The 23,649-nt window shown below is 74.6% G+C and carries 17 protein-coding genes; 11 read left to right on the top strand and 6 right to left on the bottom strand.

The window, feature by feature from the left end; genetic code table 11:
• Positions 1 to 11: 11 nt before the first annotated feature.
• Together ACWD5O_RS19020 and ACWD5O_RS19015 are read right to left on the bottom strand one after the other, a co-directional pair.
• Positions 12 to 188: a hypothetical protein gene (locus ACWD5O_RS19020; protein WP_355067416.1), complete on the bottom strand. Its 177-nt coding sequence runs from the start codon at positions 186 to 188 to the stop codon at positions 12 to 14.
• Positions 189 to 306: 118 nt separating this feature from the next.
• On the bottom strand, positions 307 to 1,026 hold the full coding sequence (locus ACWD5O_RS19015; protein ID WP_387326628.1) for a polyamine aminopropyltransferase: 720 nt from the start codon (positions 1,024 to 1,026) through the stop codon (positions 307 to 309).
• 127 nt (positions 1,027 to 1,153) lie between these two features.
• Between ACWD5O_RS19015 and eccB the strand changes: the two genes are divergently transcribed.
• On the top strand, positions 1,154 to 2,539 hold the full coding sequence (gene eccB / locus ACWD5O_RS19010) for a type VII secretion protein EccB (RefSeq protein WP_450086070.1): 1,386 nt from the start codon (positions 1,154 to 1,156) through the stop codon (positions 2,537 to 2,539).
• A gap of 21 nt (positions 2,540 to 2,560) precedes the next feature.
• Here eccB and ACWD5O_RS19005 read toward each other — a convergent pair whose 3' ends face one another.
• The 4 genes from ACWD5O_RS19005 to ACWD5O_RS18990 all read right to left on the bottom strand — a co-directional run bounded on the left by ACWD5O_RS19005 (position 2,561) and on the right by ACWD5O_RS18990 (position 6,492).
• Positions 2,561 to 3,166: a class I SAM-dependent methyltransferase gene (locus tag ACWD5O_RS19005; protein ID WP_387326634.1), complete on the bottom strand. Its 606-nt coding sequence runs from the start codon at positions 3,164 to 3,166 to the stop codon at positions 2,561 to 2,563.
• Between the two features lie 112 nt (positions 3,167 to 3,278).
• Positions 3,279 to 4,145 carry a carbohydrate ABC transporter permease gene (locus tag ACWD5O_RS19000; RefSeq protein ID WP_089021366.1) on the bottom strand — a complete coding sequence of 289 codons (867 nt, stop codon included), beginning with the start codon at positions 4,143 to 4,145 and terminating at the stop codon, positions 3,279 to 3,281.
• Entirely contained in the window at positions 4,145 to 5,101 is a 957-nt protein-coding gene (locus tag ACWD5O_RS18995; protein WP_450086069.1) for a carbohydrate ABC transporter permease, read from the bottom strand. Before ACWD5O_RS18995 ends, ACWD5O_RS19000 begins: the two co-directional genes overlap by 1 nt.
• On the bottom strand, positions 5,098 to 6,492 hold the full coding sequence (locus ACWD5O_RS18990) for an ABC transporter substrate-binding protein (protein ID WP_450086068.1): 1,395 nt from the start codon (positions 6,490 to 6,492) through the stop codon (positions 5,098 to 5,100). Before ACWD5O_RS18990 ends, ACWD5O_RS18995 begins: the two co-directional genes overlap by 4 nt.
• 116 nt (positions 6,493 to 6,608) lie before the next feature.
• Between ACWD5O_RS18990 and ACWD5O_RS18985 the strand changes: the two genes are divergently transcribed.
• From ACWD5O_RS18985 to ACWD5O_RS18940, 10 genes are all read left to right on the top strand, one after another.
• Positions 6,609 to 7,490 carry a zinc-dependent alcohol dehydrogenase gene (locus ACWD5O_RS18985; RefSeq protein WP_450086067.1) on the top strand — a complete coding sequence of 294 codons (882 nt, stop codon included), beginning with the start codon at positions 6,609 to 6,611 and terminating at the stop codon, positions 7,488 to 7,490.
• Positions 7,491 to 7,494: 4 nt separating this feature from the next.
• Positions 7,495 to 7,647 (top strand): hypothetical protein, encoded by a 153-nt coding sequence (locus ACWD5O_RS18980; RefSeq protein ID WP_450086066.1) that lies wholly within the window; start codon positions 7,495 to 7,497, stop codon positions 7,645 to 7,647.
• Positions 7,647 to 8,468: a sugar phosphate isomerase/epimerase family protein gene (locus tag ACWD5O_RS18975; protein WP_354966715.1), complete on the top strand. Its 822-nt coding sequence runs from the start codon at positions 7,647 to 7,649 to the stop codon at positions 8,466 to 8,468. The genes ACWD5O_RS18980 and ACWD5O_RS18975 overlap by 1 nt, the downstream gene beginning before the upstream one ends.
• Positions 8,465 to 9,823, top strand: a complete 1,359-nt coding sequence (locus ACWD5O_RS18970) for an MGH1-like glycoside hydrolase domain-containing protein (protein WP_450086065.1) — start codon at positions 8,465 to 8,467, stop codon at positions 9,821 to 9,823. The genes ACWD5O_RS18975 and ACWD5O_RS18970 overlap by 4 nt, the downstream gene beginning before the upstream one ends.
• 54 nt (positions 9,824 to 9,877) lie before the next feature.
• On the top strand, positions 9,878 to 10,276 hold the full coding sequence (locus ACWD5O_RS18965; protein WP_354966713.1) for an NUDIX hydrolase: 399 nt from the start codon (positions 9,878 to 9,880) through the stop codon (positions 10,274 to 10,276).
• Positions 10,277 to 10,318: 42 nt separating this feature from the next.
• Complete coding sequence (locus ACWD5O_RS18960) at positions 10,319 to 10,816, top strand: DUF2267 domain-containing protein (RefSeq protein ID WP_450086064.1); 498 nt, start codon at positions 10,319 to 10,321, stop codon at positions 10,814 to 10,816.
• A gap of 417 nt (positions 10,817 to 11,233) precedes the next feature.
• Positions 11,234 to 14,752: an AMP-binding protein gene (locus ACWD5O_RS18955; RefSeq protein ID WP_450086063.1), complete on the top strand. Its 3,519-nt coding sequence runs from the start codon at positions 11,234 to 11,236 to the stop codon at positions 14,750 to 14,752.
• A complete protein-coding gene (locus ACWD5O_RS18950) occupies positions 14,749 to 17,814 on the top strand; it encodes a thioesterase domain-containing protein (protein WP_450086062.1) in 3,066 nt (1,021 codons plus the stop codon). The genes ACWD5O_RS18955 and ACWD5O_RS18950 overlap by 4 nt, the downstream gene beginning before the upstream one ends.
• On the top strand, positions 17,811 to 20,120 hold the full coding sequence (locus ACWD5O_RS18945) for a lantibiotic dehydratase (protein ID WP_450086061.1): 2,310 nt from the start codon (positions 17,811 to 17,813) through the stop codon (positions 20,118 to 20,120). Before ACWD5O_RS18950 ends, ACWD5O_RS18945 begins: the two co-directional genes overlap by 4 nt.
• Positions 20,117 to 23,644: an amino acid adenylation domain-containing protein gene (locus ACWD5O_RS18940; protein WP_450086060.1), complete on the top strand. Its 3,528-nt coding sequence runs from the start codon at positions 20,117 to 20,119 to the stop codon at positions 23,642 to 23,644. The genes ACWD5O_RS18945 and ACWD5O_RS18940 overlap by 4 nt, the downstream gene beginning before the upstream one ends.
• Positions 23,645 to 23,649 lie beyond the last annotated feature (5 nt).

The raw sequence follows: 23,649 nt of genomic DNA, 5'->3' as shown, positions 1-23,649 counted from the left end.
CGGCCCCGCCCTCACCGTCGGCGGGTCTGGTGGTGCATCGCCTGCCGCCCCTTGACCACACCCAGGATGATCACGATCACCAGCGCGATCAACCCGATGATGATCAGCCAGCGGACCGCCTCCAGGATCAGCCCGAGCAGGATCAGCACGCCGGCGACCACGCCGACAACCCAGAGCAGCGCGCGCATGTCCACCTCCGGTAACCGGTCGCGCCCGCGGCGGCGACCTCCCGGTCACCTTCCCGATCCGGCCGAGATCATGCCGGAGCGCCGCGCCGGCTCAGCCGGCGGTGCGGGCTGGGCCAGCTCAGCCCGCGCTGCGCGCGACGTAGACGGTGTTGGCGGACTGGCCGCCGGTCAACGGGTTGGCGAACGGCACGACGTGCGCCCGCGCGGTCGCGAACACCTCGGTGAGCGCCGCCGTGAACTCGGCGTCCGGCGGGTCGTCCGACCAGAGCGCGAAGACCCCGTCCGGGCGTAGCAGGGCGGCCAGGCGCCGCAGCCCGTCCGGTGCGTAGAAAGCGGCGTGGCTGGGGTGCAGCACGTTGCGCGGAGAATGGTCGACGTCGAGCAGTACGGCATCGAACCGACGCCCCGGCGCCTCCGCGTCGAACCCGGCGTCGCCGGCCACGGCGGCGAAGAAGTCGGCCTGGACGAACCGGGTCCGCGGGTCTTCGGCGAGCCCCGCCGCGAACGGCAGCAGACCGCGACGGTGCCAGTCGATCACGTCCTCGATCGCCTCCACCACCAGCAGCGACCGCACCCGCGGGTCGTCCAGCGCGGCGCGGGCGGTGTAGCCCAGACCGAGGCCGCCGACCACCACGTCAAGCGTGTCACCGGCCAGCTCGGCCAGGCCCAGCCGGGCCAGCTCGATCTCCGCGACCGGGAAGAGGCTGGACATCAGGTACTCGTCGTCGAGCTTGACCTCGTACACCTCGACCTGGAGCGCCGGGTCGCGGCGCCGACGCAGGCTGATCGCGCCGATCGGGGTTTCCCGCCAGGCCAGCTCCTCGAAACGCGTGCCCACGGGTGCCCTCTCGCCGCCGGATTCGTCCCCGGATGGTACCGGCCCGACCGGCGCCGGCCACGCAGGGTCCACGGGACATCGACGCAGCGCATATCCTGTGCCGGCCGATACAGCGGGAAGGGATCTCATGCCGTCGCGGCAGGACCAGCTGCACTCCTACCAGTTCAGCGTCCAGCGGGCGGTCGCCGCCCTGGTGATGCGCGAGACCGATCCGGCCCAGTCGCCGTTCCGACGGCTGGCCGGCGCCGCGCTGGCCAGCGTCCTGGTCGCGGCGATCGGGCTGGGCGGCTCGGCGCTCTACGGCCTGTTCGCCGGCGGCGGCAGCGGCTGGCGCGATCCGGGCGCAGTGATCGTCGAGAAGGAGTCCGGCGCCCGCTTCGTCTACCGCGAGCAGAAGCTGCACCCGGTGCTCAACTACGCGTCGGCGCTGCTGATCGTCGGCGCGGACCGGTCCAAGACCGTGCTGGTCTCCCGGCGATCCATCGACGGCGTGCCGCGCGGGCTGCCGCTGGGCATCGCCGACGCGCCGGATTCGCTGCCCGCCCCGGGCCGGTTGGCCACGGCCGCGTGGACGGTCTGCTCGACGATCCCGTCCGGCGCGGCCGGCGAGGCGCCCCGCTCCGCGCTGCTGATCGGCACCGAGCCCGGCGGTGGCCGGCCACTCGGAGAGGACGCGCTGCTGCTGCGCCACCCGGACGGCGGGCTGCACCTGGTCTGGCACCAGCGGCGCTACCTGATCCGCGACCCCAGCCGGGTGCTGGCGGCGCTGGCCACCACCCGGGCCCGGGCGGTCCCGGTGGCTCCCGCCCTGCTCAACTCGCTGCCCGCCGGCGCCGACCTGGCCCCGCTCGCCCTGCCCGATCTGGGCGGACGCGCCTCCGGGGTGCCGGGCGCCACGATCGGTCAGGTGTACCTGGTGCGCAACTCCGGCGGCGGTCGGCAGTACGCGGTGGCACTCGACGCCCGGCTGGCCGGGATCACCGAGTTGCAGGCCGGGCTGTTGCTGGCCCGCACCGGGCAGGGTGAGCCGGAGCCGATGACGCTGGGCCGGTTCGCCGCGCTGCCCACGGTGCCCGACCTTGCCCCGAACGGTCCGACTGCCCCGCCGCCGGCCCCACCCCGGCTCGCGGCCGGCGACGACGGGGCGCTCTGCGCCCGGGTCGGCGACGACGGCGGTACCGGGGAGGTGCGCTGGGGCGTACCGCTGCCGGACCTCGCCGCCGTGCCGCGGACCGCGCCGACTGGCAGTGCCGTGCTGGCCGACCACGTGGTGGTGGAGCCGGGGCGCGGCGCGGTGGTCGAGGCCGCCGCGGCACCCGGCGCGTCCGGCGGCGCGGTCTCCGTGGTCACTGACCTGGGCCGGCGGTACGTGCTGGCCGACCGGGACGTGCTCGCGATGCTCGGCTACCGCGACGTGCGCCCGCTGCGCCTGCCGGCGGGTCTGGTCAGCCTGGTGCCGGCCGGCGCGACCCTCGACCCGGCCGCCGCGAAGGCGGTCGCCGCCCCCGCCTGACGTTGCCCGGTGGGTCCCGGGTCAGGCCGCCGGGCGGCGCAGGATGCTGACCGCGAAGGGTGCGTCGTCGCGCCACGGGCGCAGATCCCAGGTGGCGAAGCGGTGCTCCAGGCGCAGCCCGGCGGCGACCGCGTCCGCGTCGAACGCGGTCAGCGGGTAACCGCGCTCGGTGCCGAAGCCCACCGCCAGCACGCCGTCCGGGCGCAGGTGCCCGGCGAGCCGGCGCAGCACCTCCGGCTCGGTGCCAGCGGCGACGAAGGCGAGTACGTTGCCGGCCAGCACCGCGGCGTCGAACGGCTCGGCCTCACCGAGCGCGGGCAGGTCCAGCTCGGCCAGGTCGGCGACCAGCCAGTGCGGGCCCGGGAAGTCGGTGCGGGCGGCGGCCACCAGCGCGGGGTCGGCGTCCACCCCCACGACGGTGTGCCCCCGCTGAGCCAGCGCCGCGCCCACCCGGCCGGTGCCACTGCCGGCGTCGAGGATCCGGCAGCCCGGCGGGACCAGGGCGTCCACCAGCCGGGCCTCGCCGGCCAGGTCCGCTCCCTCGGACGCGAGCTTCCGGAACCGGTCGATGTACCACTGCGAGTGCTCGGGTCCGGTGTCGGTCGCCCAACGGGTCGGCTTGGCCATGTGGCCACCGTAACCGGGCCGGCGGGGACGCGACGGGCGACCCGGGGGAGCGGGACCCGGGTCACCCGCGTCATCGGCCGGCGTTCCCGCCGGCCGATGACGCCGGGCTTGCTCAGCCCTTCTCCGCGCCGGTGGTCAGCCCCTCGGTGAGTAGCCGTTCGCTGGAGAAGAAGAGGATCACGATGGGCAGGGTGAGGACGACCGACCCGGCCATCAGCACCGTCTTGGGCACCTCGACCCCATCGGCGAGCAGGGACAGGCCGAGCGACACCGTCCACCGGTCCGGCTTGTCGACCAGGAACAGCAGCGCGAAGAGGAACTCGTTCCAGGCGATCATGAAGTCGTAGAGCGCGACCGCCATGATCGACGGCATGGCCAGGGGCAGGCTGACCCGGCGGATGATGCCGAGCCGGCCGGCGCCGTCGATCGCGGCGGACTCCTCCAGGCTGACCGGGATGGTCTCGAAGTAGTTCTTCAGCATGTAGACCGAGACTGGCAGCGTCTGCGAGATGTAGACGAGCACCAGGCCGAACAGTGAGCCGCGTAGCCCGGCCCGGGTGAAGACCACGAACAGCGGGATCGCGATGACGATCGACGGGAACAGGTAGACCGCCAGGAACAGGAAGTCGACCTGCCGCCGGCCGAAGAACCGAAGCCGGGCCACGGCGTACGCCCCGGGGATCGCCACCAGCAGCGTGAGCAGGGTCGCGGCGACGGCGACCAGGCCACTGTTGCGGATGAAGGTGAGGAATCCCTGGCCGCCGTCGTCGGTGGCCTTGAGCACCTCGGCGTACGTGGCGACGGTCAGCTCACCGAAGCCGACCACCAGTGAGCCGGGGTCGAGCAGCAGCCGCTCGATGGGGCGTACCGAGAGCATCAGCATGTAGTAGAAGGGAAAGACGGTGATCACCAGGAACGCGGCGATCACCAGGCGGCGCAGCCAGCGCAGGCTGACCGTCTCGACGAGATCGCGGTCCATCAGCCGACCCTCCGTCCGAAGAAGCGCAGGTAGATCAGCACGAACACGATCAGCACCACGGCCAGTACGACCGCCTGCGCGGCGGCGGCGCCGATGTCGGTGCGCGCGGTGAGGAACTCGTACACCCGCACGCTGACCACCTCGGTGCCGGCCGCCCCGCCGGTGAGCAGGTAGACGTCGTCGAACTTGTTGAACGTCATGATGAAGCGCAGCACGCCCAGCAGGGCGATCACCGGCAGCAGCTGCGGCAGCAGGATGTACCGGAACCGCTGGGTGGGGGTGGCGCCGTCGACCCGGGCGGCCTCCTCCAGCTCGCCGGGCACCGCTTGGAGCCGGGCCAGCAGGAACAGGAACGCGAACGGGAAGTACCGCCACGCCTCGAACACGATCACCGTGGCCAGCGCGGTCGACTCCTGGGACAGGAACGGCACCGGGGCGTCCCAGCCGAGCAGCCGCCGGCCCCAGTCGTTGACGATGCCGAGCTGCGGGTCGAGCATCACCTGCCAGACGAAGGTCACCGCGACCACCGGCGCCACGTACGGCAGCAGCATGGACGCCCGCACCAGGGTGCGACCGCGGAACGGCCGGCGGACCACCAGGGCGGCGACCAGGCCCAGCAGGATCGACCCGACGGTGCCGCCGAGGCTGTAGACCAGCGTGGTCCACAGGGTGCTGGCGAAGCCGGGGGTGTGCAGCACCCGGTCGACGTTGTCCATGGTGAACTCGCCGAACAGGCCGGTCTTGCGCAGCGTGGCGAGCCGGACCCGCTGGAAGGCGAGCACCACGGTCCAGACGATCGGGATGCCGATGACGGTGATGGTGACGAGCAGGGTCGGGGCGACCAGCGCGAGCCCGGCGCGGGACTCCCGACGGCGCAGGGTCAGCGGTCGGCGGCGGGCCGGCGCCGGTCGCTCGCGGGTGGGCGAGCGGCCGGGGCCGGGTGCGGTGGTGGTCAATTGACGCCCGCCTTGATGGCGTCGACGTCCTTCTTGGCTCGCGCTGCGGCGGCCGCCGCGTCGGACTTGCCGGAGATGACGTCGTTCAACGCCTTGGGCACCGGCAGCTCGCCGAGCATGGCGCCGACCAGCTTGCCCTGCCCCTGGCCGAGCCCCCAGCGTTGGAAGGTGTCCGGGCTGCGGCGCAGGGTGGCAAGCACTTCGTCGCCGTACACGTCCGCGAGGGGCTTCTTCGCGTCCACGCCGGCCTGGCTGGTGTTCCAGGCGGCGAGGTACGCCTCGGGCTCGGCCGGGGTGCCCTTGCGTACCGGGAAGCGGCCTTCGGGCGACATGCCGAACCAGCGCGGGTAGCCGTCGCCGAGCATGTACTCCACGAAGGACTTCGCCGAGTCGGTCGCGGCGCCGTCGAGCACCGCCCACGAGCTGATCTCGCCGTACTGGGCCGGTTCGGTGCCGTTCGGGCCCTTGATCGCGGTGACGAATCCGCTGTTCTTCGCCAGGAACGTCGGGTCGGCCTGGCACTGCGGGCAGGTCGGCTTGGCGTCTTTGCGCAGCCCGGCCAGCTCGTCGAGGATGAACGGCGACCAGACCACCATGGCCGCCTTCCCGGCGAAGTAGGTGGCGCGGGTGGTGTCCACGTCCTGCGCGCCCTTGATCGAGCTGGTCCGGATCAGGTCGCCGTAGAAGCGGAACGCCTCGACGCACTGCGGCGAGTCCAGGGCGACCTTGCCGGCGTCGTCGGTGAGCTGGCAGCCGTTGGCCAGCGCCAGGTGCTCGAAGGTCTGTTGGGTGAACACGTCGCTGGGGGCGGTCGCCGCGGTGATCCCGGCGACGCCGCCGGTGTTGAGCCTCGCCGCGGCGGCGGTGATCCGCTCGTACGTGTCGGGGGCGGGCAGGCCGGCGGCGTCGAAGAGGTCCTTGCGGTAGACGAGCAGTTGCCCCCAGCCGTCGCTGGGCACGGAGAGCTGTTTGCCGTCGTCGGAGGTGAGCTCCAGCGCGCGGGGGGAGAAGGTCTGCCTGCCGAGCGTGTCGACGATCTCGGTGTTGGCCGAGGCGTGCAGCAGTTGGTTGCCGGCGAGCGTACGGATGCCGGCCAGGGAGACGGAGCCGACCACGTCGGGGAGGTCGCCGGCGGCCGCGTTGGCGGCGATCAGGGAGGGGAACTGGTCCTCGTTGACGGTGACCAGTTCAACCTGGACCCCGGTCTTCGCGGTGAAGTCGGCGATGATCGCCTTGGTGGCGGTGACCCGGTCGGCCACGTCCTCCAGGCTCCACACGGTGATCTTTTTGCTGTCGCTGTCCGGTTCGTCGTCGCCGCAGGCCAGCAAGGTGGATGCGGTAAGTGCCATGATCAGGGTGGTGGCGAGTATCCGCCTCGGAGGTGTTGACATCGGTGGCACTCCTCTCGAAGGGTACATGAAGGATTCAACGCCTTCGATTGATCAATAACAAGACATATAACGATTTTTTGCCTATCCTGGAGCCCAGTGCTACCGGGATGTGACTCATGGTCAACTGGGTTGTCTCTCTCGCGGGGCCTCGACGGATCAGCCTCGAGCCCTGCCCACCGGATCCGCTCGGCCCCGGCCAGGTCCGGGTGCGCACCTGCTACTCCGGCATCTCGGCCGGCACCGAGCTCACTCTCTACCGGGGCAGCAATCCACGACTCAGCAAGGACTGGGACGACGCCGCGCGGATGTTCGTGCCCCGCCAGACCCCGGTGCCCTACCCGCTGATCGGCTTCGGCTACGAGGAGGTCGGCGAGGTCGTCGAGGTGGCCCCGGACGTCGCCGACCGGCACCCGGGGCAGCTGGTCTGGGGCATCTGGGGGCACCGCGCCGAGGCCGTCCTGGCCGCCGGGGCGGTCCGCCCGTTGCCCGCCGGCCTGGACCCGCTCGCCGCGGTCTTCGCCCGGCCGGGCGCCATCGCGCTGACCGCCGTGCTCGCCGGCGACCTGCACCTCGGCGACTGGGTCGGTGTCTTCGGGCAGGGCGTCATCGGGTTGCTCGCCACCCGGCTCGCGGTGCTCTCCGGCGCGCGGGTGGTGGCGGTCGACCGGATGCCCGGCCGGCTGGAGCACGCCGCCCGCTACGGCGCCCGGTCGACGGTGGTAGCCGGCGCGGAGTCCGCCGCCGCCGTGCTGCGGCAGGCCACCGACGGCCGGGGCGCGGACGTCTGCCTGGAGCTGTCCGGGGCGTACCCCGCGCTGCACGAGGCGATCCGCTCCACCGCGCACGCCGGCCGGGTCGTGGCCGCCGGCTTCTACCAGGGCCAGGCCGACGGACTCGGCCTCGGCGAGGAGTTCCACCACAACCGCATCCAGTTGGTGGCCGCCCAGGTCTCCGGCCCGACCCCCGCGGCCGAGCATGGCCGGCCGGTGGACCGGTGACCGGGTGGCACAGACCTTCATGGAGCTGGTGGCTGAGCACAGCGTCGACCCGTTGCCGCTGGTCAGTCACATCGTCGACGCCAGCGCCGTCGCCGACGCCCTCGCGCTGCTCGACCGCGGCGCCGGTGACGTCCTTCAAGTGGTGCTGAGGTTCTGATGACCACCATCGCGCTGGCCTGCCAGGAACAGCTCCTGCCGGGCACCGACCTGATCCAGAAGTACGCCCTCGCCACCGCCCTCGGCTACCAGGGCATCGAGCTGCGCGGGCGCGGCGACCTCGCGTTCGCCCGCCGGCTGCCCGAGCTGCGCCGGGCCCGCGCCGCCGGGGTGGTGATGCCCACCGTCTGCGTCGAGATGGACCACTTCATCGGCGACTTCGACCCGGCACGGTCCGCCGACGCGGTGCGCAACCTGTGCTCCCAGCTCTCGGTGATCGCCGAGTTGGGCGGCGTCGGGGCGATGACGCCGGCGTCGTGGGGGATGTTCTCCCGGCGGCTGCCGCCGTTCGAGCCGCCGCGCCCACCGACCGGCGACCGGCAGGTGCTCCTGGACGCCCTCGGCGAGCTGGGCGAGCACGCCCGGGCCGAGGGGGTCACCCTCTTCCTGGAACCCCTCAACCGGTACGAGGACCACATGGTCAACCGGCTCGACGAGGCGGTCGCGCTCTGCGCGGCGGTCGGGCTGCCGTCGGTGCGGGTGGTCGCCGACACCTTCCACATGAACATCGAGGAGGACGACGTGCACCGGGCGTTGCGTGCCGCCGCGCCGTACCTCGGGCACGTGCAGGTCAGCGACTCCAACCGGTACCAACCCGGCGCCGGGCACCTCAACTGGCCGGCGCTGGTGCGGACCCTGCTGGAGCTGGACTACCGGGGCTGGCTGGCGCTGGAGTGTCGGCTGCGCGGCGACCCGGTCCGCGCCCTCCAGCAGGCCGCCACGGTGCTGCGGCACGCGCTGCCCCGGCGGGCCGCGGCATGACCGCCGACGCCCTGGCCCGCACCGGCGCGCCGTCCGACCTCGCCGGGCTGCGCCGACTCGCGGTCGCCACCCTCGACGCCAACTGGGAGCACGACCACACAGTGCCCTCACGCACCCTCTACCCGCACCAGTGGAGCTGGGACTCCGCGTTCATCGCCATCGGGCTGGCCCAGGTCCGTCCCGAGCGGGCCTGGCGGGAGCTGGCGAGCCTGTTCCGGGCGCAGTGGGCCGACGGGCGGGTTCCGCACATCGTGTTCAACCCGGCGCTGCGGGTCGGCGCGTACTTCCCGGGGCCGGAGCTGTGGCGCTCGGCGACCGCCGAGGGGGCTCCGGCCATCGACACCTCCGGCCTGGTCCAGCCGCCGGTGCACGCGCTCGCCGCGTGGCTGGCGTACCGGCGGGCGCCCGACCCGGCCGGCCTGGCCGCACTGCGCCGTCTCTATCCGGCGTTGGTGGCCCAGCAGCGCTACCTGGCCGAGCGGCGGGACCTGACCGGCGGCGGGTTGGCCTGCATCGTGCACCCGTGGGAGTCCGGCCTGGACAACAGCCCGGCCTGGGACGAGCCGATGGCCGCGGTGCCGGCCGAGGCGACGGTGATGCGCGCGTACCGCCGGCACGACACCGCGCACGCCGACGCCGCGCACCGCCCCACGGACCTGGACTACGCGCGCTACCTGGCGATCGTCGCCTCGTACCGGGATCGCGCCTACTCCGACCAGCATCTGGCCGACGAGCACCCGTTCCTGGTGGAGTGCCCGCTGTTCAACGCGGCGTTCGGTGCGGCCGAGCACGCGCTGGCCGAGATCGCCGCGCTGGTCGGCGCCGACCCGGGGCCGCACCGGGCCCGTGCGGCCCGGATCACCGAGGCCCTGGTGCGCCGGCTGTACGACCCGGCCACCGGCACGTTCGCCCCCCGCGACCTGCGCACCGACCGGCTGGTCCCGGCACGCACCGTGCTGGGCCTGGCGCCGCTGATCCTGCCCGGTCTGCCGACCCGCCAGGCGGACGCGCTGATCGTGGAGGCCCGGTCGGCGCGCTTCGGGGTGGCTCGGCGGATGGACCGGCCGCTGCCCAGCCACGACCGGACCGCTCCGGACTTCGAACCGTTGCGCTACTGGCGCGGGCCGAGCTGGCTGAACGTCGGCTGGCTGGTGCGGCGCGGGCTGCTCACGCACGGGCACCCGGAGCTGGCGGCCGGGCTGCGCCGGTCCATGATCGGGCTGGTCGCCGGCGCCGGCTGCCACGAGTACTTCCATCCGGACACCGGCGCCGGGCTGGGCTCGCCGGCGTTCAGTTGGACCGCGGCGCTGCTGCTCGACCTGCTGGCCGAGGACGCCGGAACCACGCCGCACTGAGCACGCCGGTGCGTCGGCGTACGGTGTCCTCGTCCCACGACGCGAAGGAGCACGGTGCCCGAGATCGACAAGGTGGCCTGGATCCTCATCGAGGACGGGCGGGTGCTGAGCACACGCTCCCGAGGCAAGGATGTCTGGTACCTGCCGGGCGGCAAGCGTGAGCCGGGGGAGAGCGACCTGGACACGCTGCGCCGGGAGGTCGCCGAGGAGTTGAGCGTCGCGGTGGACGTCGCCGGCGCCGTGCACGTCGGCACGTTCACCGCCCAGGCGCATGGCCACGCCGCCGGCACGACGGTCCGCATGACCTGCTACCGCGCCGCGCACGACGGCGAGCTGAGGCCGGCCAGCGAGATCGCCGAGCTGGCCTGGCTCGGGTACGCCGACCGGCACCGCACCTCCCCGGTCGACCAGGTCATCTTCGATCATCTGCTGGCGGCCGACCTGCTGCGCTGACGGCGCAGTTTGTCGGCACCGGCCGGGGGTAAGCGCCGGGGCGTGACCGACAGGGCGGGCGGCGGGCAGTTCCCACACTTCATCGACGCGGTGTCCCGGCGGTCCGGCCTGCCGGCCGAGCAGGCCGCCGCCATCGCCCGCGCCGTGCTCCAGACGATGGCCGAACGGGTGAGCGGTGGGCCGCCCGACCCCCTCGCCGGGCACCTCCCGGACGACCTCGACGGCTACCTGACCGACCCGGCCCCGCCGACCGTGACCGCCGGCCCGGACAGCGGCGTGGCCGGGCTGGACACCGGCCTGGACATCGGCGGCGCGGCTGCGGCCCCGCCGGCGCCGGACGCCGGGCCGGTGGAGTTCCTCCGCCGGGTGGGTCAGCGCGCCGGGGTCGACCCGGCCACCGCCCGGACCGGCACGGGCGCGGTCTTCGCGACCCTGCGGGAGGCGGTGACCGTGCGGGAGTTCCGGGAGATGGTGGCGCGGTTGCCGCGCGATGGCGACGGCGATGTCACGCCGGTCCCGCCCGATCCGTATGGGGCCTAACCCGCCGCACAGGTGTGTTTTCGGTGAGACCCACTCCAGATCGTAGAAATTGCGGTATGCCTGACATTCTTAGTCCCGCGAACCGGTGTCGATCATCCGACGAATGGGCCGTCGAGCACACGACTCCATTGTGTTGAGCGGGAAATTCCACCACGCAAGAAACAATGTGCCGAAAAATTGGCCGCTGGCAGACGTGTTAGGCGAAGATTCACCGTTGCGCCAGGGGGATGATCGGACGATATTCGTCGTCCCTCGTCCGAGCCCGAGTCGACCCTTTGGCTTGACTCTAATCGATGATCTTCCCCGGCAGTCATCGAACCCTATGCTCGTTCCATTGTGACGTCCTGGGGGGGATCATGATCAAGACTGTTGATTGCCGCGCGCCCGTCTGTTGTGGACCGGTGCACGCGTCCTGAAATGGGAACCTCGACGCTGATCCATCGCTTCGGCGATGCCGCTACCGCTCGTCCCGACCATCCCGCCATACTCGGCGACACCGGCCCGCTCGACTACGCCGCCCTCGCCGGCCTGGCCGGGGGGCACGCCGGCCTGCTGGCCGCGGCCGGCGTCCGGCCCGGTGACCGGGTCGGCCTGCTGACCGCGCACGGCGCCGGCACCATCGCCGCCATCCTCGGCACGCTCGCCGCGGGCGCCGCCTACGTGCCGCTCGACCCCGGCTTCCCGGAGCAGCGGCTGCGCCACCTGCTCGACGGCGCCGACGTCACCGTCCTGCTCTGCGGCGGCGAGCACACCGAGCTGGCCCGTCGGCTCGCCGCCGACCGGCCCGGCCTGCGGGTCGTTCCGGCCGTGGACGTGCGGCCCGCGCCGCTGCGGCCGGTGCCGGTGGCCCCGGACGCGCTCGCGTACGTGCTGTTCACCTCCGGCTCCACCGGGCGGCCCAAGGCGGTCGGGCAGAGCCACCGCAACCTGACGCACGTGGTGGACAACCAGATCGCCCTCCTCGCCGTGCGGCCGGACGACCGGCTGAGCCTGCTCGCCTCGTTCAGCTTCGACGCGGCAATCCCCGACCTGTACCCGGCGCTGCTCACCGGCGCCACCGTCGTTCCGGTCGACCTGCGCCGGCACGGGCTGGCGTACGCCGTCGACCAGCTGGCCCGGCACGGCGTCACCGTCTACCACTCCACCCCGACCGTCTACCGGCACCTGTTGGACACCCCGGGCGTCGAGCGGCTGGACCGGGTCCGGGTGGTGCTGCTCGGCGGCGAGCAGGCCACCTACGCCGACGCGGCCCGCGCCCGGGGTCGCTTCGCCCCGGGCTGCGTCCTGGTCAACGGCTACGGGGCCACCGAGATGACCTTCGTCGCCCGGCACACGCTGCCGCTGGCCGACGTCGACCCGGCGGCAACCGGCCCGCTGCCGATCGGCACCGCCCTGCCCGGGTACGCGCTGCGGCTGGCGATGGACGGCGAGATCGTCGTGCGCGGCCGGCACCTCGCCCCCGGCTACCTCGGCCGGGCCAGCGACCGGTTCGGCCACGACCCCGACGGCGTGCCGATGTACCGCACCGGCGACCTGGGCGAGCTGCTGCCCACCGGCGAGCTGCGCTGCCTCGGCCGGCTGGACCGGCAGGTCAAGGTGCGCGGGTTCCGGATCGAGCTGACCGAGATCGAGTCGGTGCTCGCCGCCGAGCCGGGCATCGGCGAGGTGCGCGCCATCGTCCGCGACGGCGAGGTGCTGGCGTACGTCCGGCCGGTCGGGCCGCCGGTGGACCCGGCGGCGCTGCGGGCCGCCCTGGCCCGGCAACTGCCCGAGTACGCGTTGCCCCGCGCGGTCGTACCGGTCGCCGAGTTCCCCCTGACCACCAGCGGGAAGGTCGACGAGCGGGCGCTACCGGACCCGGCCCGGGCGGTGCCGCCCGGGGACCGGCCAGCCACCCCGACCGAGCGGGTCGTGCACGACATCTGGTGCGCCGTGCTCGGCCGGGACGCGGTCGGTCGCACCGACAGCTTCTTCGACGTCGGCGGGCAGTCCCTGCTGCTCGGCCAGGTGCAGCAGCGGCTGGCCGAACGGTTCGGTGTGGCGGTGCCGCTGCTGCGGCTGTTCGACCACCCGACAGTCGCCGCCCAGGCCCGGTTGGTCGACCCGCCGGCACCGACCACGCCGCCGACGCCGACGCCGGTTGCCACGGCGTCGACCCTGCCCGCCGTGCCGCCGATTGCCGCCGGCCCGCCCGCCGCGCCGGTCGGCGCGCGGGAGTACACCGGCGACGAGATCGCCGTGGTCGGTCTCGCCGGCCGGTTCCCCGGGGCGCCGGACGTGGCCACCTTCTGGTGGAACCTGTGCGCCGGGGTGGACGCCATCCACGACCACAGCGACGAGGAGCTGGCCGCGCTCGGCGTCGGCCCGGGGCTGCGCGCCGACCCCCGGCACGTCAAGGCCACCGGCCGGCTCGACGGGGTCGCCGACTTCGACGCGGAGTTCTTCGCCTTCGGCGACCGGGAGGCGGCCCGCACCGACCCACAGCACCGGCTCTTCCTGGAGACGGCCTGGGAGGCGCTGGAGGACGCCGGTCACGACCCGGACCGGTTCCCCGGCCTGGTCGGGGTCTACTCGGCCACCTCGGTCAACCGCTACTTCCTGTTCCACCTCATGGACAACCCGGCCGTGGTCGGCGACGTCGACCCGGACGACTGGGAGGCCCGGCTGGTCGGTCGGCAGCTCACCGACCACCTGCCCGGCCAGGTCGCGTACCGGTTGGGGCTGACCGGGCCGGCGGTGGCAGTGCAGAGCGCCTGCTCCAGCTCACTGGTGGCGGTCTGCCTCGCCGCGCAGAGCCTGGCCGACTACCAGTGCGACATCGCGCTTGCCGGCGGGGTGAGCGTCACCTGGCCGCGGCACCGGCACACCCCCGGTGGCCTGGCCTCCCCGGACGGCCGCTGCCGGGCGTTCGACGAGGCCGCCCAGGGGGCCGGCTTCGGCTCCGGTGTGGGGGCGGTGGCGCTGCGCCGGCTCGCCGACGCGCAGGCCGACGGCGACCGGATCTACGCGGTCCTGCCCGGCTGGGCGGTCACCAACGACGGCGGGGACCGCGCCGGCTACGCCGTTCCCGGGCCCGCCGGCCAGGCCGCCGCGGTGGCCGGCGCGCTCGCGGCCGCCGAGGTCGCCCCCGGCGAGGTCCGCTTCATCGAGGCGCACGGCAGCGGCACGCCGCTCGGCGACGCCATCGAGGTGGCCGCGCTGCACGAGGTGTACGAGGGCGCCGCGCCCGCCGAGACCTGCGCGCTCGGCTCGGTGAAGACCACCATCGGCCACCTGGACGCCGCCGCCGGCATCGCCGGGCTGATCAAGGCGGTGCTCGCCGTGCAGCACGGCATCATCCCACCGAACCTGCACTTCACCCGCCCGCACCCGGAGATCGACCTGTCCGCCGGCCCTTTCTACGTGCCGACCAAGGTGCGCGCCTGGCCGGACACGCCGCGCCGGGTCGCCGGGGTCAGCTCGTTCGGGCTGGGCGGCACCAACGCGCACGTCGTGGTCGAGCAGGCCCCGCCGGCCGAGCCGGTCGACCCGCCGCCGGCCGGGGCGCACCTGCTGCCCGTGTCGGCGCGTACCCCGGTGGCGCTGCGGGCGGCGTTGACCCGGCTGCGGCGGCACCTCGCCGGCACCACCCCGGCGCTGGCCGAGGCGGCCGCGACGCTGGCGCTGGGCCGGCGCGCGTTCCGCCACCGGGCCGCCGTGGTGGCCACCGACCCGGCCGGCGCGGTCGCCGCCCTCGACGAGTTGCTGGCCACCGACGCACGGGTGGCCGGCGCACCCGGGCCGCTACGCGAGCTGGCCGCCGCCTGGGTGGCCGGGCGCGACGTCGACCTCACCACCCTGCATCCCGCCGGCACCATCCGGCGAACCTCGCTGCCCACCTACCCCTTCCAGCGGCAGCGGTACTGGATCGACCCCCCTCAGAAAGGCGTGCGGTGAACTGGTTCATCTCCGCCGGCAGCCGCGACCCGGCACCGGTGCAGTTGTTCTGCCTGCCCTACGCCGGTGCCGGCGCCAGCGCGTTCCGACACTGGCCCGACCGGCTCGGCCCCGACGTCGAGGTGCTGCCCGTGCAGCTCCCCGGCCGCGAGAACCGGATCAGCGAGGACCCGCGATTCCAGATCGCCGACGTGGCCCGGGCCATCGCCGGGCGGGCCGACCGGCCGTACGCCATCTACGGGCACTCGATGGGCGGCCGGATCGGCTTCGAGGTGGTCCGCGAGCTGCGCCGCACCGGCCGGCCACTGCCACTGCGCCTCTACGTCGGCGGCGCCCGCGCACCGCACATCAGCGAGCCGAGCGCCTTCGACGGACTGTCCCGGGTGGACGACGCCGAGCTGCTGCGCCGCCTGGATGCCGGCGGCGGGCTCCCCGCCGGGCTGCTGGAGCACCCCGAACTCGTCGAGCTGCTGATGCCGCTGCTGCGCGCCGACTTCGACCGGGTGGACGGCTACCGCTACCGGCCCGAGGCGCCGCTGCCGGTGCCGATCGTGGCGTTCAGCGGCCGCACCGACCGTGCGGTGACCCGGGAACAGAGCGCCGCCTGGCGGGAGCACACCGCCGCCGGCTTCACCCTGCACGAGCTGGACGCCGGGCACTTCTTCCTGCACGACGCGCTGCCCGCGCTGGCCGCCACCATCCGCGCCGACCTGCGCGCGGCCGTCGCCGGGAGCGACCCGGAGGCCGGCGGGCACCGCGTGCCGCTGGGCGACACCGGCTGGTCGGTGTGGCGCGACGCCCTGCTGCGCAGCACCGGGTTCCCGGCCGACGGGCTGACTCTGCTGGCCGCACCGCAGGCCGCCGCGGCCGCCGACGAGCTGCTGGTCACCGGCGCCGGCGTCGAGCAGTTCGACAAGGAATTCGACGAGGCCCTGCTCGCCAGCGCCGGTCGGCTGACCGACCTGGCCGCGGACCCGCTGCTGCGGGAGGCGATCACCTGGCAGAACCGGGGTGCGTTGCCCGCCCTGGACGGGCTGGTCCGCGGTGGCGCCGAGGCCACCCGCAACGTGCGCCGGCGGGAGCGGGAACGCGCGCTGCTGAAGTACTGGCAGCGATACTGCGGCAAGAACGAGACCATCGGCTTCTTCGGGCCGAGCTGCTGGGTCACCATCGACCCTGACCTGCCGACCGCCGCCGAGGTGCGCCCGGGCGCGACACTGACCCGCCGCCGCTGGGTGTGGTTCGAGTCGTGGGCGCTGGCCTCGTACGCCGAGCGGATCGGCGCGGACCCGGCGGTGCGCCGGTGGTGGGCACCCCGGCTCGCCCCGCACCTGAGCCTCGCCGGCCGCGAGGTGCTTCGTCCGGCCCGGCCGCCGGTGCCGCTGTCCCCGGTCGAGGCGGCGCTGCTGGCCGCCGTCGACGGCCGCCGCCCGGCCCGCGACGTGATCGCCGACGCGTCCATCGGGCTGCGTCGACCCGAGGACGGGTACGAGCTGCTGGACCGACTCGTGCAGCGGGAGCTGGTCACCTGGGACGCCGCGCTGCCGGTGACCCCGCACGCCGAGGAGGTGCTGCGCCAGCGGATCGCGGCGATCGGCGACGCCCCGGCCCGGGCCGCCGCCCAGGTCGGCCTCGACCGGCTGTGCGCCGCCCGGGACGCGGTCGCCGCGGCGGCCGGTGACCCGGACCGGCTGCGGGCCGCCCTGGACGCGCTCGACGAGACATTCACCGAGCTGACCGGGCAGCCGCCGCGACGGCGGGCCGGGCAGATGTACGCCGGCCGCACACTCTGCTATGAGGACACCAGCCGGGACCTGGACGTGGTCTTCGGCGCGCCGCTGCTGGACGAGCTGGCGGCGCCGCTGGCCGTGCTGCTGCGGGCCGCCCGCTGGCTGGCCGGCGCGCTGGAGGAGGCGTACGGCGCGGTCTTCCGCGAGCTGTACGACGAGTTGCGCGCCGAGGCGGGCGACGGTCCGGTCGCCCTGTCCGACCTGTGGTTCCTGGTGCAGGGCCTGTTCTGGGGCACCGGGGAGCGCCCGGTGGACGCCGTCGCCGCGCAGTTCGCCGCCCGCTGGGCCGACCTGTTCGGCCTGGCCGAGCAGCCGTCGGGCGCCACCGAGGTCCGGCTGGACGTGGCGGACCTGGCCGCCCGGGTCGACGAGGCGTTCCCGACGCCGGCGGCACACTGGTCCAACGCCCGGTTGCACAGCCCCGACCTGCAGATCTGCGCCGCCGACGCGGACGCGCTGGCCCGCGGCGAGTACACCGTGGTGCTCGGTGAGCTGCACGCCGCCTGGCCGTCGTTCGACACCTACGCGGTGACCCCGTCGCACCCCGACGTGGAGCGGCTGCGCGCCGGGCTGGCGGCCGACCTCGGCCCACGTCGGATCCGACTGCTCTACCCGACCGACTGGCCGCGGCGCACCAGCCGGGTCGCCGAGTCGCTGGCTGGCCCGACCGACCGGCAGTTGGCCTTCGCGGCGGCGCCCGGCGCCGAGGAGGACCGGGTGCTGCCCACCGTCACGCTCACCGTGCACGACGAGGCCGGCCGACTGGTCGTCACGGCCGCCGACGGGCAGCGCTGGCCGCTGACCGAGGTCTGCGCGGCCCTGCTCAGCACCCACGCCGTCGACGGGTTCAAGCTGGTCGCCGCCGCGCCGTACACGCCCCGGATCACGCTGGACCGGCTGGTGGTGGCCCGGCAGACATGGCGTACCACGGTAGGGGAGAGTGGCCTGGCCACGGTGACCGGCGACCGGGCCCGCTACCTGGCGGTGCGCGACTGGCGGCGAGGGCTCGGCCTGCCCGAGCAGGTGTACGTCAAGCTCGGCACCGAGACCAAGCCGTGCTTCGTCGACCTGAGCAGCCCCGCGTTCGCCAGTCTGGTCTGCTCGATGGTCCGGGCGGCCCGCCGCGACGGCGGCGACGACGTCACCCTGGTGGTCAGCGAGATGCTGCCCACCCCCGAGGACGCCTGGGTGCCCGACGCCGCCGGCCGGCGCTACTTCAGTGAGCTGCGGCTGCACATCGTGGACGCCGCCGAGCCGGAGCCGACCCGATGAGCCACCGGCTGCCGCTCGGTGAGACCGGTTGGTCGGTGTCGCGCGACGTGGTGCTGCGCACCGCCGGGTTCCCGGCGGTCGGGCTTGACGACTTCGCCGCCCCGGACGCCGCCGACGCCGCCGACGCGCTGCTGGCCGGCGAGGTCGCCGCCGAGGTGTTCGACAAGGCGTTCGCTGAGGCGCTCGCCGACGGGTCGGCCGCCGCCGGCCGGATCGCCGCCGACCCGCTGCTACGCGAGGCGGTCACCTGGCAGAACGCGGAGATGCTGATCGCCCTGGACGGGCTGCTGCACACCGACCCCGCGGTGCGCAACGTCCGGCGGCGCAAGCGTGAGCTGAGTCTGTTGCGCTACTGGCAGCGCTACTGCGGCAAGGCCGAGACGATCGGCTTCTTCGGCCCGGTGTGCTGGGGCACCTTCGACGGCACCGACCCGTCTACTCGGCTGCGGCCGGGGCCGACGTCACTGTCGAGGCGGGAGGTGTACTTCGAGGCGTGGGCGCTCATCGCGTACGCCGACCGGCTCGCCGACGACCCGGCCGTACGCCGCTGGTGTGCGCCGGCGTTGCCGCCGCACCTGAGCGTGGTGGGCCGCCTGCTGCACCGGCCGCTGCACCCGCCGGTGGAGTTGTCCGTTCTGGAGGCGCGGTTGCTGGCCCGCTGCGACGGGCGCACCCCGGCGGTGCGGCTGGCCGAGCGGGTGCACGCCGACGGCGATGCCGGCCTGCGCACTGTCGACGACGCGTTCCTGCTGCTCGATCGGCTGGTCGAGCGTGGCCTGCTGACCTGGGACGCCGGCCTGCCGATCAGCCCTCGGGCCGAGCAGGTCCTACGCGATCGGCTGGCCGCGATCGGCGACCGGACGCTGCGCGCCGAGGTGAGCGCCGGCTTCGACCGGCTCTGCGCGGCCCGCGACGAGGTCGCCGCGGCGGCCGGCGACGCGGTCCGGCTGGGCGCCGCGCTGGCCGCGCTGAACGAGGAATTCACCGCGGTCACCGGCCGGCCCGCCACCCGGCAGGCCGGTCAGATGTACGCCGGCCGCACCGTCGTCTACGAGGAGACCGCCCGCGACCTCCAGGTCACCGTCGGCGCGGCGGTGCTCGACGCCCTCGCCGCGCCGCTGGCCGTGCTGCTCCAGGCCGCCCGGTGGCTGACCGCCGAGATCGGCGCCGCCTGCGAGCGGCTCCTCGCCGAGCTCTACGAGGAGCTGCGCGCCGACGGGCCGGTGCGGCTGGCCGACATCTGGTCGCTGGCCCAGGGGCTGCTGGTCGCCCCGGACGGGCCGCTGGCCGCCGCGGGGGCCGGCTTCACCGCCCGCTGGGCCGAGCTGTTCGAACTGGCCGCGCTGCCGCCCGGGCAGCCCGAGCTGCGGCTGCGGGGCACGGAGCTGGCCGAGCGGGCCCGGCGGGTGTTCCCGGCGGACGCGCCGGGCTGGCCGTCGGCCCGGATCCACAGCCCGGACGTGCAGATCAGCGCCGTCGACCTGGCCGCGCTGAACCGTGGCGAGTTCCTGCTCGTGCTCGGTGAGCTGCACCCGGCCAACGCCACCTTCGACAGCGCGGTCTTCGTGCCGTTCCACCCGGACGCGGCGGCGCTGCGCGCCGGGCTGGACGCCGACCTGGGTCCGGCCCGGGTGCGGGTGCTCTATCCGGAGGGCTTCCCCCGGGTCACCACCCGCACCACGTACGGGCTGACCGGCCCGGCTGACCGGCAGCTCGGCATCGACACCGCTCGCGGCGGTGAGGTGGACCGGCTGGTCCCGGCGACCGAGGTGCGGGTGGTGCCGGTCGGCGACCGGCTGGCGGCGGTGCTGCCCGACGGCAGCCGGTGGCCGCTGGTGGAAGTGTTCGCCAACCTGCTCGGCTCGCTGCTGGTGGATGCCTTCAAGCTGCTCGACCCGGCGCCGCACACGCCCAGGATCACCATCGATCGGCTGGTCGTGGCCCGGCGGACCTGGCGGACCACCGTCGCGGACAGCGGCCTGGTCGGGGTGACCGGAGAGGCCGAGCGGTTCCTCGCGGTGCGCCGGTGGCGGGCCCGGCTCGGCCTGCCCGAGCGGGTGTTCGTGAAGGTCGGCACCGAGGTCAAGCCCTGCTACGTCGATTTCACCGGGCCGCTGCACGCCCAGTCGCTGTGCGCGATGGTCGACGCCGCCGCCCGCACCGGGCTGGACGTCGCGGTCGTCGTCACCGAGCTGTTGCCGGCACCGGACGAGAGCTGGGTGACCGATGTGCACGGCCGCGGAACCGTCAGCGAGCTGCGTCTGCAAGTCATCGATCCGAGCAGCTACCCCGGGGGGAACGGGTGACCGACATCCTGTCCATCAGCGCCGTGGCCGGTGAGCCGCTGTCCTGGCCGGACGCGACGCTCGCCGAGCTGGTGGTCGCGCAGGCCGCTCGCACCCCGGACGCGGTGGCGGTGCGCCAGTGGGACAGCCGGCTCACCTACGCCGAGCTGGTGGCCCGGGCTGCCGGGGTGGCCGCCGCGCTGCGCGTCCGGGGCGTCGACCGGCAGAGCCGGGTGGGGGTGTGCGGCAGCCGCCGTCCGGAACTGGTCGCCACCGTTCTGGGGGTGTTGCTGGCTGGCGGCTGCTACGTGCCGCTGGAGCCGGGCGGCCCGCGTCGGCGGCTGCGCGGGATCGCCGCCGACGCGGGCGTGTCCCTGGTGGTCGGTGACGCCGCCGAGGCGGAGTTCGGCGACGTGCCGGGCGTCGAGACGCTCGCACTGCCCGGCCCGGCCCCGCTCGCGCCCTGCCCGGCCCGCCCCGGCGATCCGGCGTACGTGCTGTTCACGTCGGGTTCCACCGGTCGACCCAAGGGCGTGCTCACCAGTCACCGCAACGTGGTCGAGTTCGTCGCCGGCGTGGTCGCGCTCACCGGCGCGGACGCCGGCGTTTGTAGCCTAGGCATCGCCTCGCTCGGCTTCGACGCGGCCACCATGGACCTGTTCGTGCCGCTGCTGCTCGGCGGCACGGTGCAACTGCTCGGCGTCGAGGACCGCGCCGACCCGGTTCGGCTGGCCCGGTTCGTGGCCGCGCACGAGGTCAACTGGGGCTTCATCACGCCCACCCTGCTGGCCATGCTGGACCCGGCGGAGCTGCCCGCCTGGCGCACGGTGCTGTGCGGCGGCGAGGCCGTGCCGGTCGCGCTGGCCGCCCGCTGGGCGCCCGGCCGTCGATTCTTCAACGGCTACGGCCCCACCGAGACGACGGTGCTCGCGGTCAGCGGCCCGTTGAGCGCCACCGAGACCGAGCCGGTGCCGATCGGCCGGCCACTGCCCAACCACCGGGCGTACGTGGTGGACGTGACGCTGGACCCGGTGCCGCCGGGGGAGATCGGTGAGCTGCTGATCGGCGGGCCGGGGCTGGCCGACGGCTATCTGGGCCGGCCCGCGTTGACCGCCGAGCGCTTCGTTCCGGACCCGTTCTCCGGGCTGCCCGGCGAGCGGTTGTACCGCACCGGCGACCTGGTCCGGCTCGACCCGGACGGCCGGATCGCCTACCTCGGGCGGGCCGACCGGCAGGTCAAGATCCGTGGCCAGCGCATCGAGCTGGGCGAGGTGGAGGCCGTGCTGGCCGAGTTGCCCGGGGTGACCGGGGTCGCGGTCGAGGCGGTGCCCGGCCCAGACGGCGTTGAGCTGGTCGCGTTCCTCACCCCTGCGGACGCGCTCGACGACGCCCGGCTGCGGGCGTACGCCGGCAGCCGGCTGACCGCGGCGATGCTGCCGGCCCGGGTGCTGCGTCGCGTCGCGCTGCCGGTCAGCGCGGTCAGCGGAAAGCTGGACCGGCCGGCGCTGCGCGCGCTGGCCGCCGCGGCGCTGCTCCCCTCCGCCCCCGCCGACACCGCCAACACCGCCGCCGGTCCGGCCACGCCGGACGGTTCCGTGGCGGCGGCGGTGGCCGGCATCTGGACCAGGTTGCTCGGCGCGGCACCCGAGCCGGCGACGGACTTCCTCGCCGCCGGTGGCAACTCCATCGCGGCGATGCGCCTGGTCGCCGCGCTCCGCGCCGAGCTGGGCCGGCAGCTCGACACTCGTGCGGTGTTCACCGAGCGCACCTTCGGGCGCTTTGTCGAGCGGGTGGCCGCCGCGCCGAGCGGCGGGGACGGGCTGCGCACCGGCAACCCGCCCACCCTCTCCCCACCTCAGCGCCGGCTCTGGTTCGTCGACCAGCTCGCGCCGTCCAGCGCGCCGTACAACATCGCTGTGGCGCACCGGGTGCGTGGCCCGCTGGACACCGCCGCGCTCGGGGCGGCGCTGCGGGCCGTCGCCGAGCGGCACGACGTGCTGCGCTGGCGGATCCCGCAGACCGCCGGCGTGCCGTACGCCGTCTGCGCCGAGCCGACCGACGTGGCCGTGCCCGTGGTCGACCTGACCGGCGGCGCCGAGCCGGAGGTCGAGCTGACCCGGATGCTCGCGGCCGGCGCCGCGCACCCCTTCGACCTGGCCACCGGGCCGCCCTGGCAGGTGACCGTCTACCGGCTCGGCCCGGCCGAGCACGTGCTGGCCGCCACCTGGCACCACGCCGTCTTCGACGGCTGGTCCGAACGGGTCTGCTACGACGATCTGGCGGCCGGGTACGCCCAGGCGGTGGCCGGTCAACCGCCGGCGCTGCCGGAGCTGCCCGCCCGCTACGCCGACTACGCGGTCTGGCGGGCCGAACGGGACCGGCTGCGCGGTGCGGCGGACCTGGCCTGGTGGACGGCGCACCTGGACGGGGTCCCGACGGTGCTGGACCTGCCCCGGGACCGACCCCGACCCGCGGTGCAGACCTACGCCGGTGCGGAGGCGGCCGTCCGGTTGCCCGCCGACACCGACCGCGCGGTCCGCGAGCTGGCCGAGCGGCGCGGCACGACCGTGGCGGCGGTGCTGCTGGCCGCGTTCGGTGAGCTGATCGCGCGGCTCACCGGCGGTGACGACCACGTGCTCGGCGCGATCGTCGCCGACCGGCGGCTGGCCGCCTTCGACGACGTGATCGGCTTCTTCATCGACACCGTGCCGGTGCGGGTCAGTACCGGCGGGGCGAGTTTCGCCGAGCTGGTCGACCGGTGCTCCGGGGAGCTGCATGAGGCCACCGCCCATCCCGGGGCGCCACTGGAACGGATCGTCGAGGCGCTCGGCGTCGGCCGGGACACCGCCCGCGCGCCGCTGGTGCAGGTGCTGTTCAACGTGCTCAACTTCGCGCCACCACGGCTGACGCTGACCGGGCTGACCGCCGAGGCGGTGCCGGTGCCCAAACCGGGCTCGCCGTTCGACATCACCGTCTACGTAATGCAGACCGACGGCCGCACCGGCGTCGAGGTGGTCTACAACCCGGACCTGTTCGACGCCACTCGTATCGACGACCTGCTCGCCGACCTGGCCGAGCTGGTGGGTGCGCTGGCCGGCGCACCGGACACGCCGGCCCGCGAGGTGGCCGCCGCGCTGCCCCGGCCGACCGTGCGGGTGCCGCAGCTCGGCGCGATGACGGTGGCCGGCGGCGACCCGCCGGCGCTGGTGCCCGCCGGCCCGGACGGACTCACTGAGACCGAGGAGCTGGTCGCGGGGATCTGGCGGGAGGTGCTGGAGCGCGATCGGGTGGGGGTGACCGACAACTTCTTCGACATCGGTGGGCACTCCCTCGCGCTCGCCGCCGTCCACGCCCGACTGACCACCGCAACCGGCCGGTCCATCAAGATGCTCGACCTGTTCCGCCACCCCACCATCCGGGCGTTCGCCGCCAGCCTCGACGGAGCCGCCGACCGCCCGGAGCTGGCGCGGGCCGCTCTGCGCGCCGCCGCCCGCCGCGGCCGTACCCGCCGTATCCCTCCCCGCCGCCCCGGCGGCACCGCGTGACGAAG

It is taken from the genome of Micromonospora sp. NPDC005161 (assembly GCF_053599855.1).
The sequence above is the reverse complement of the archived record's forward strand: the minus strand, read 5'-3'. Positions and strand labels throughout refer to the sequence as shown.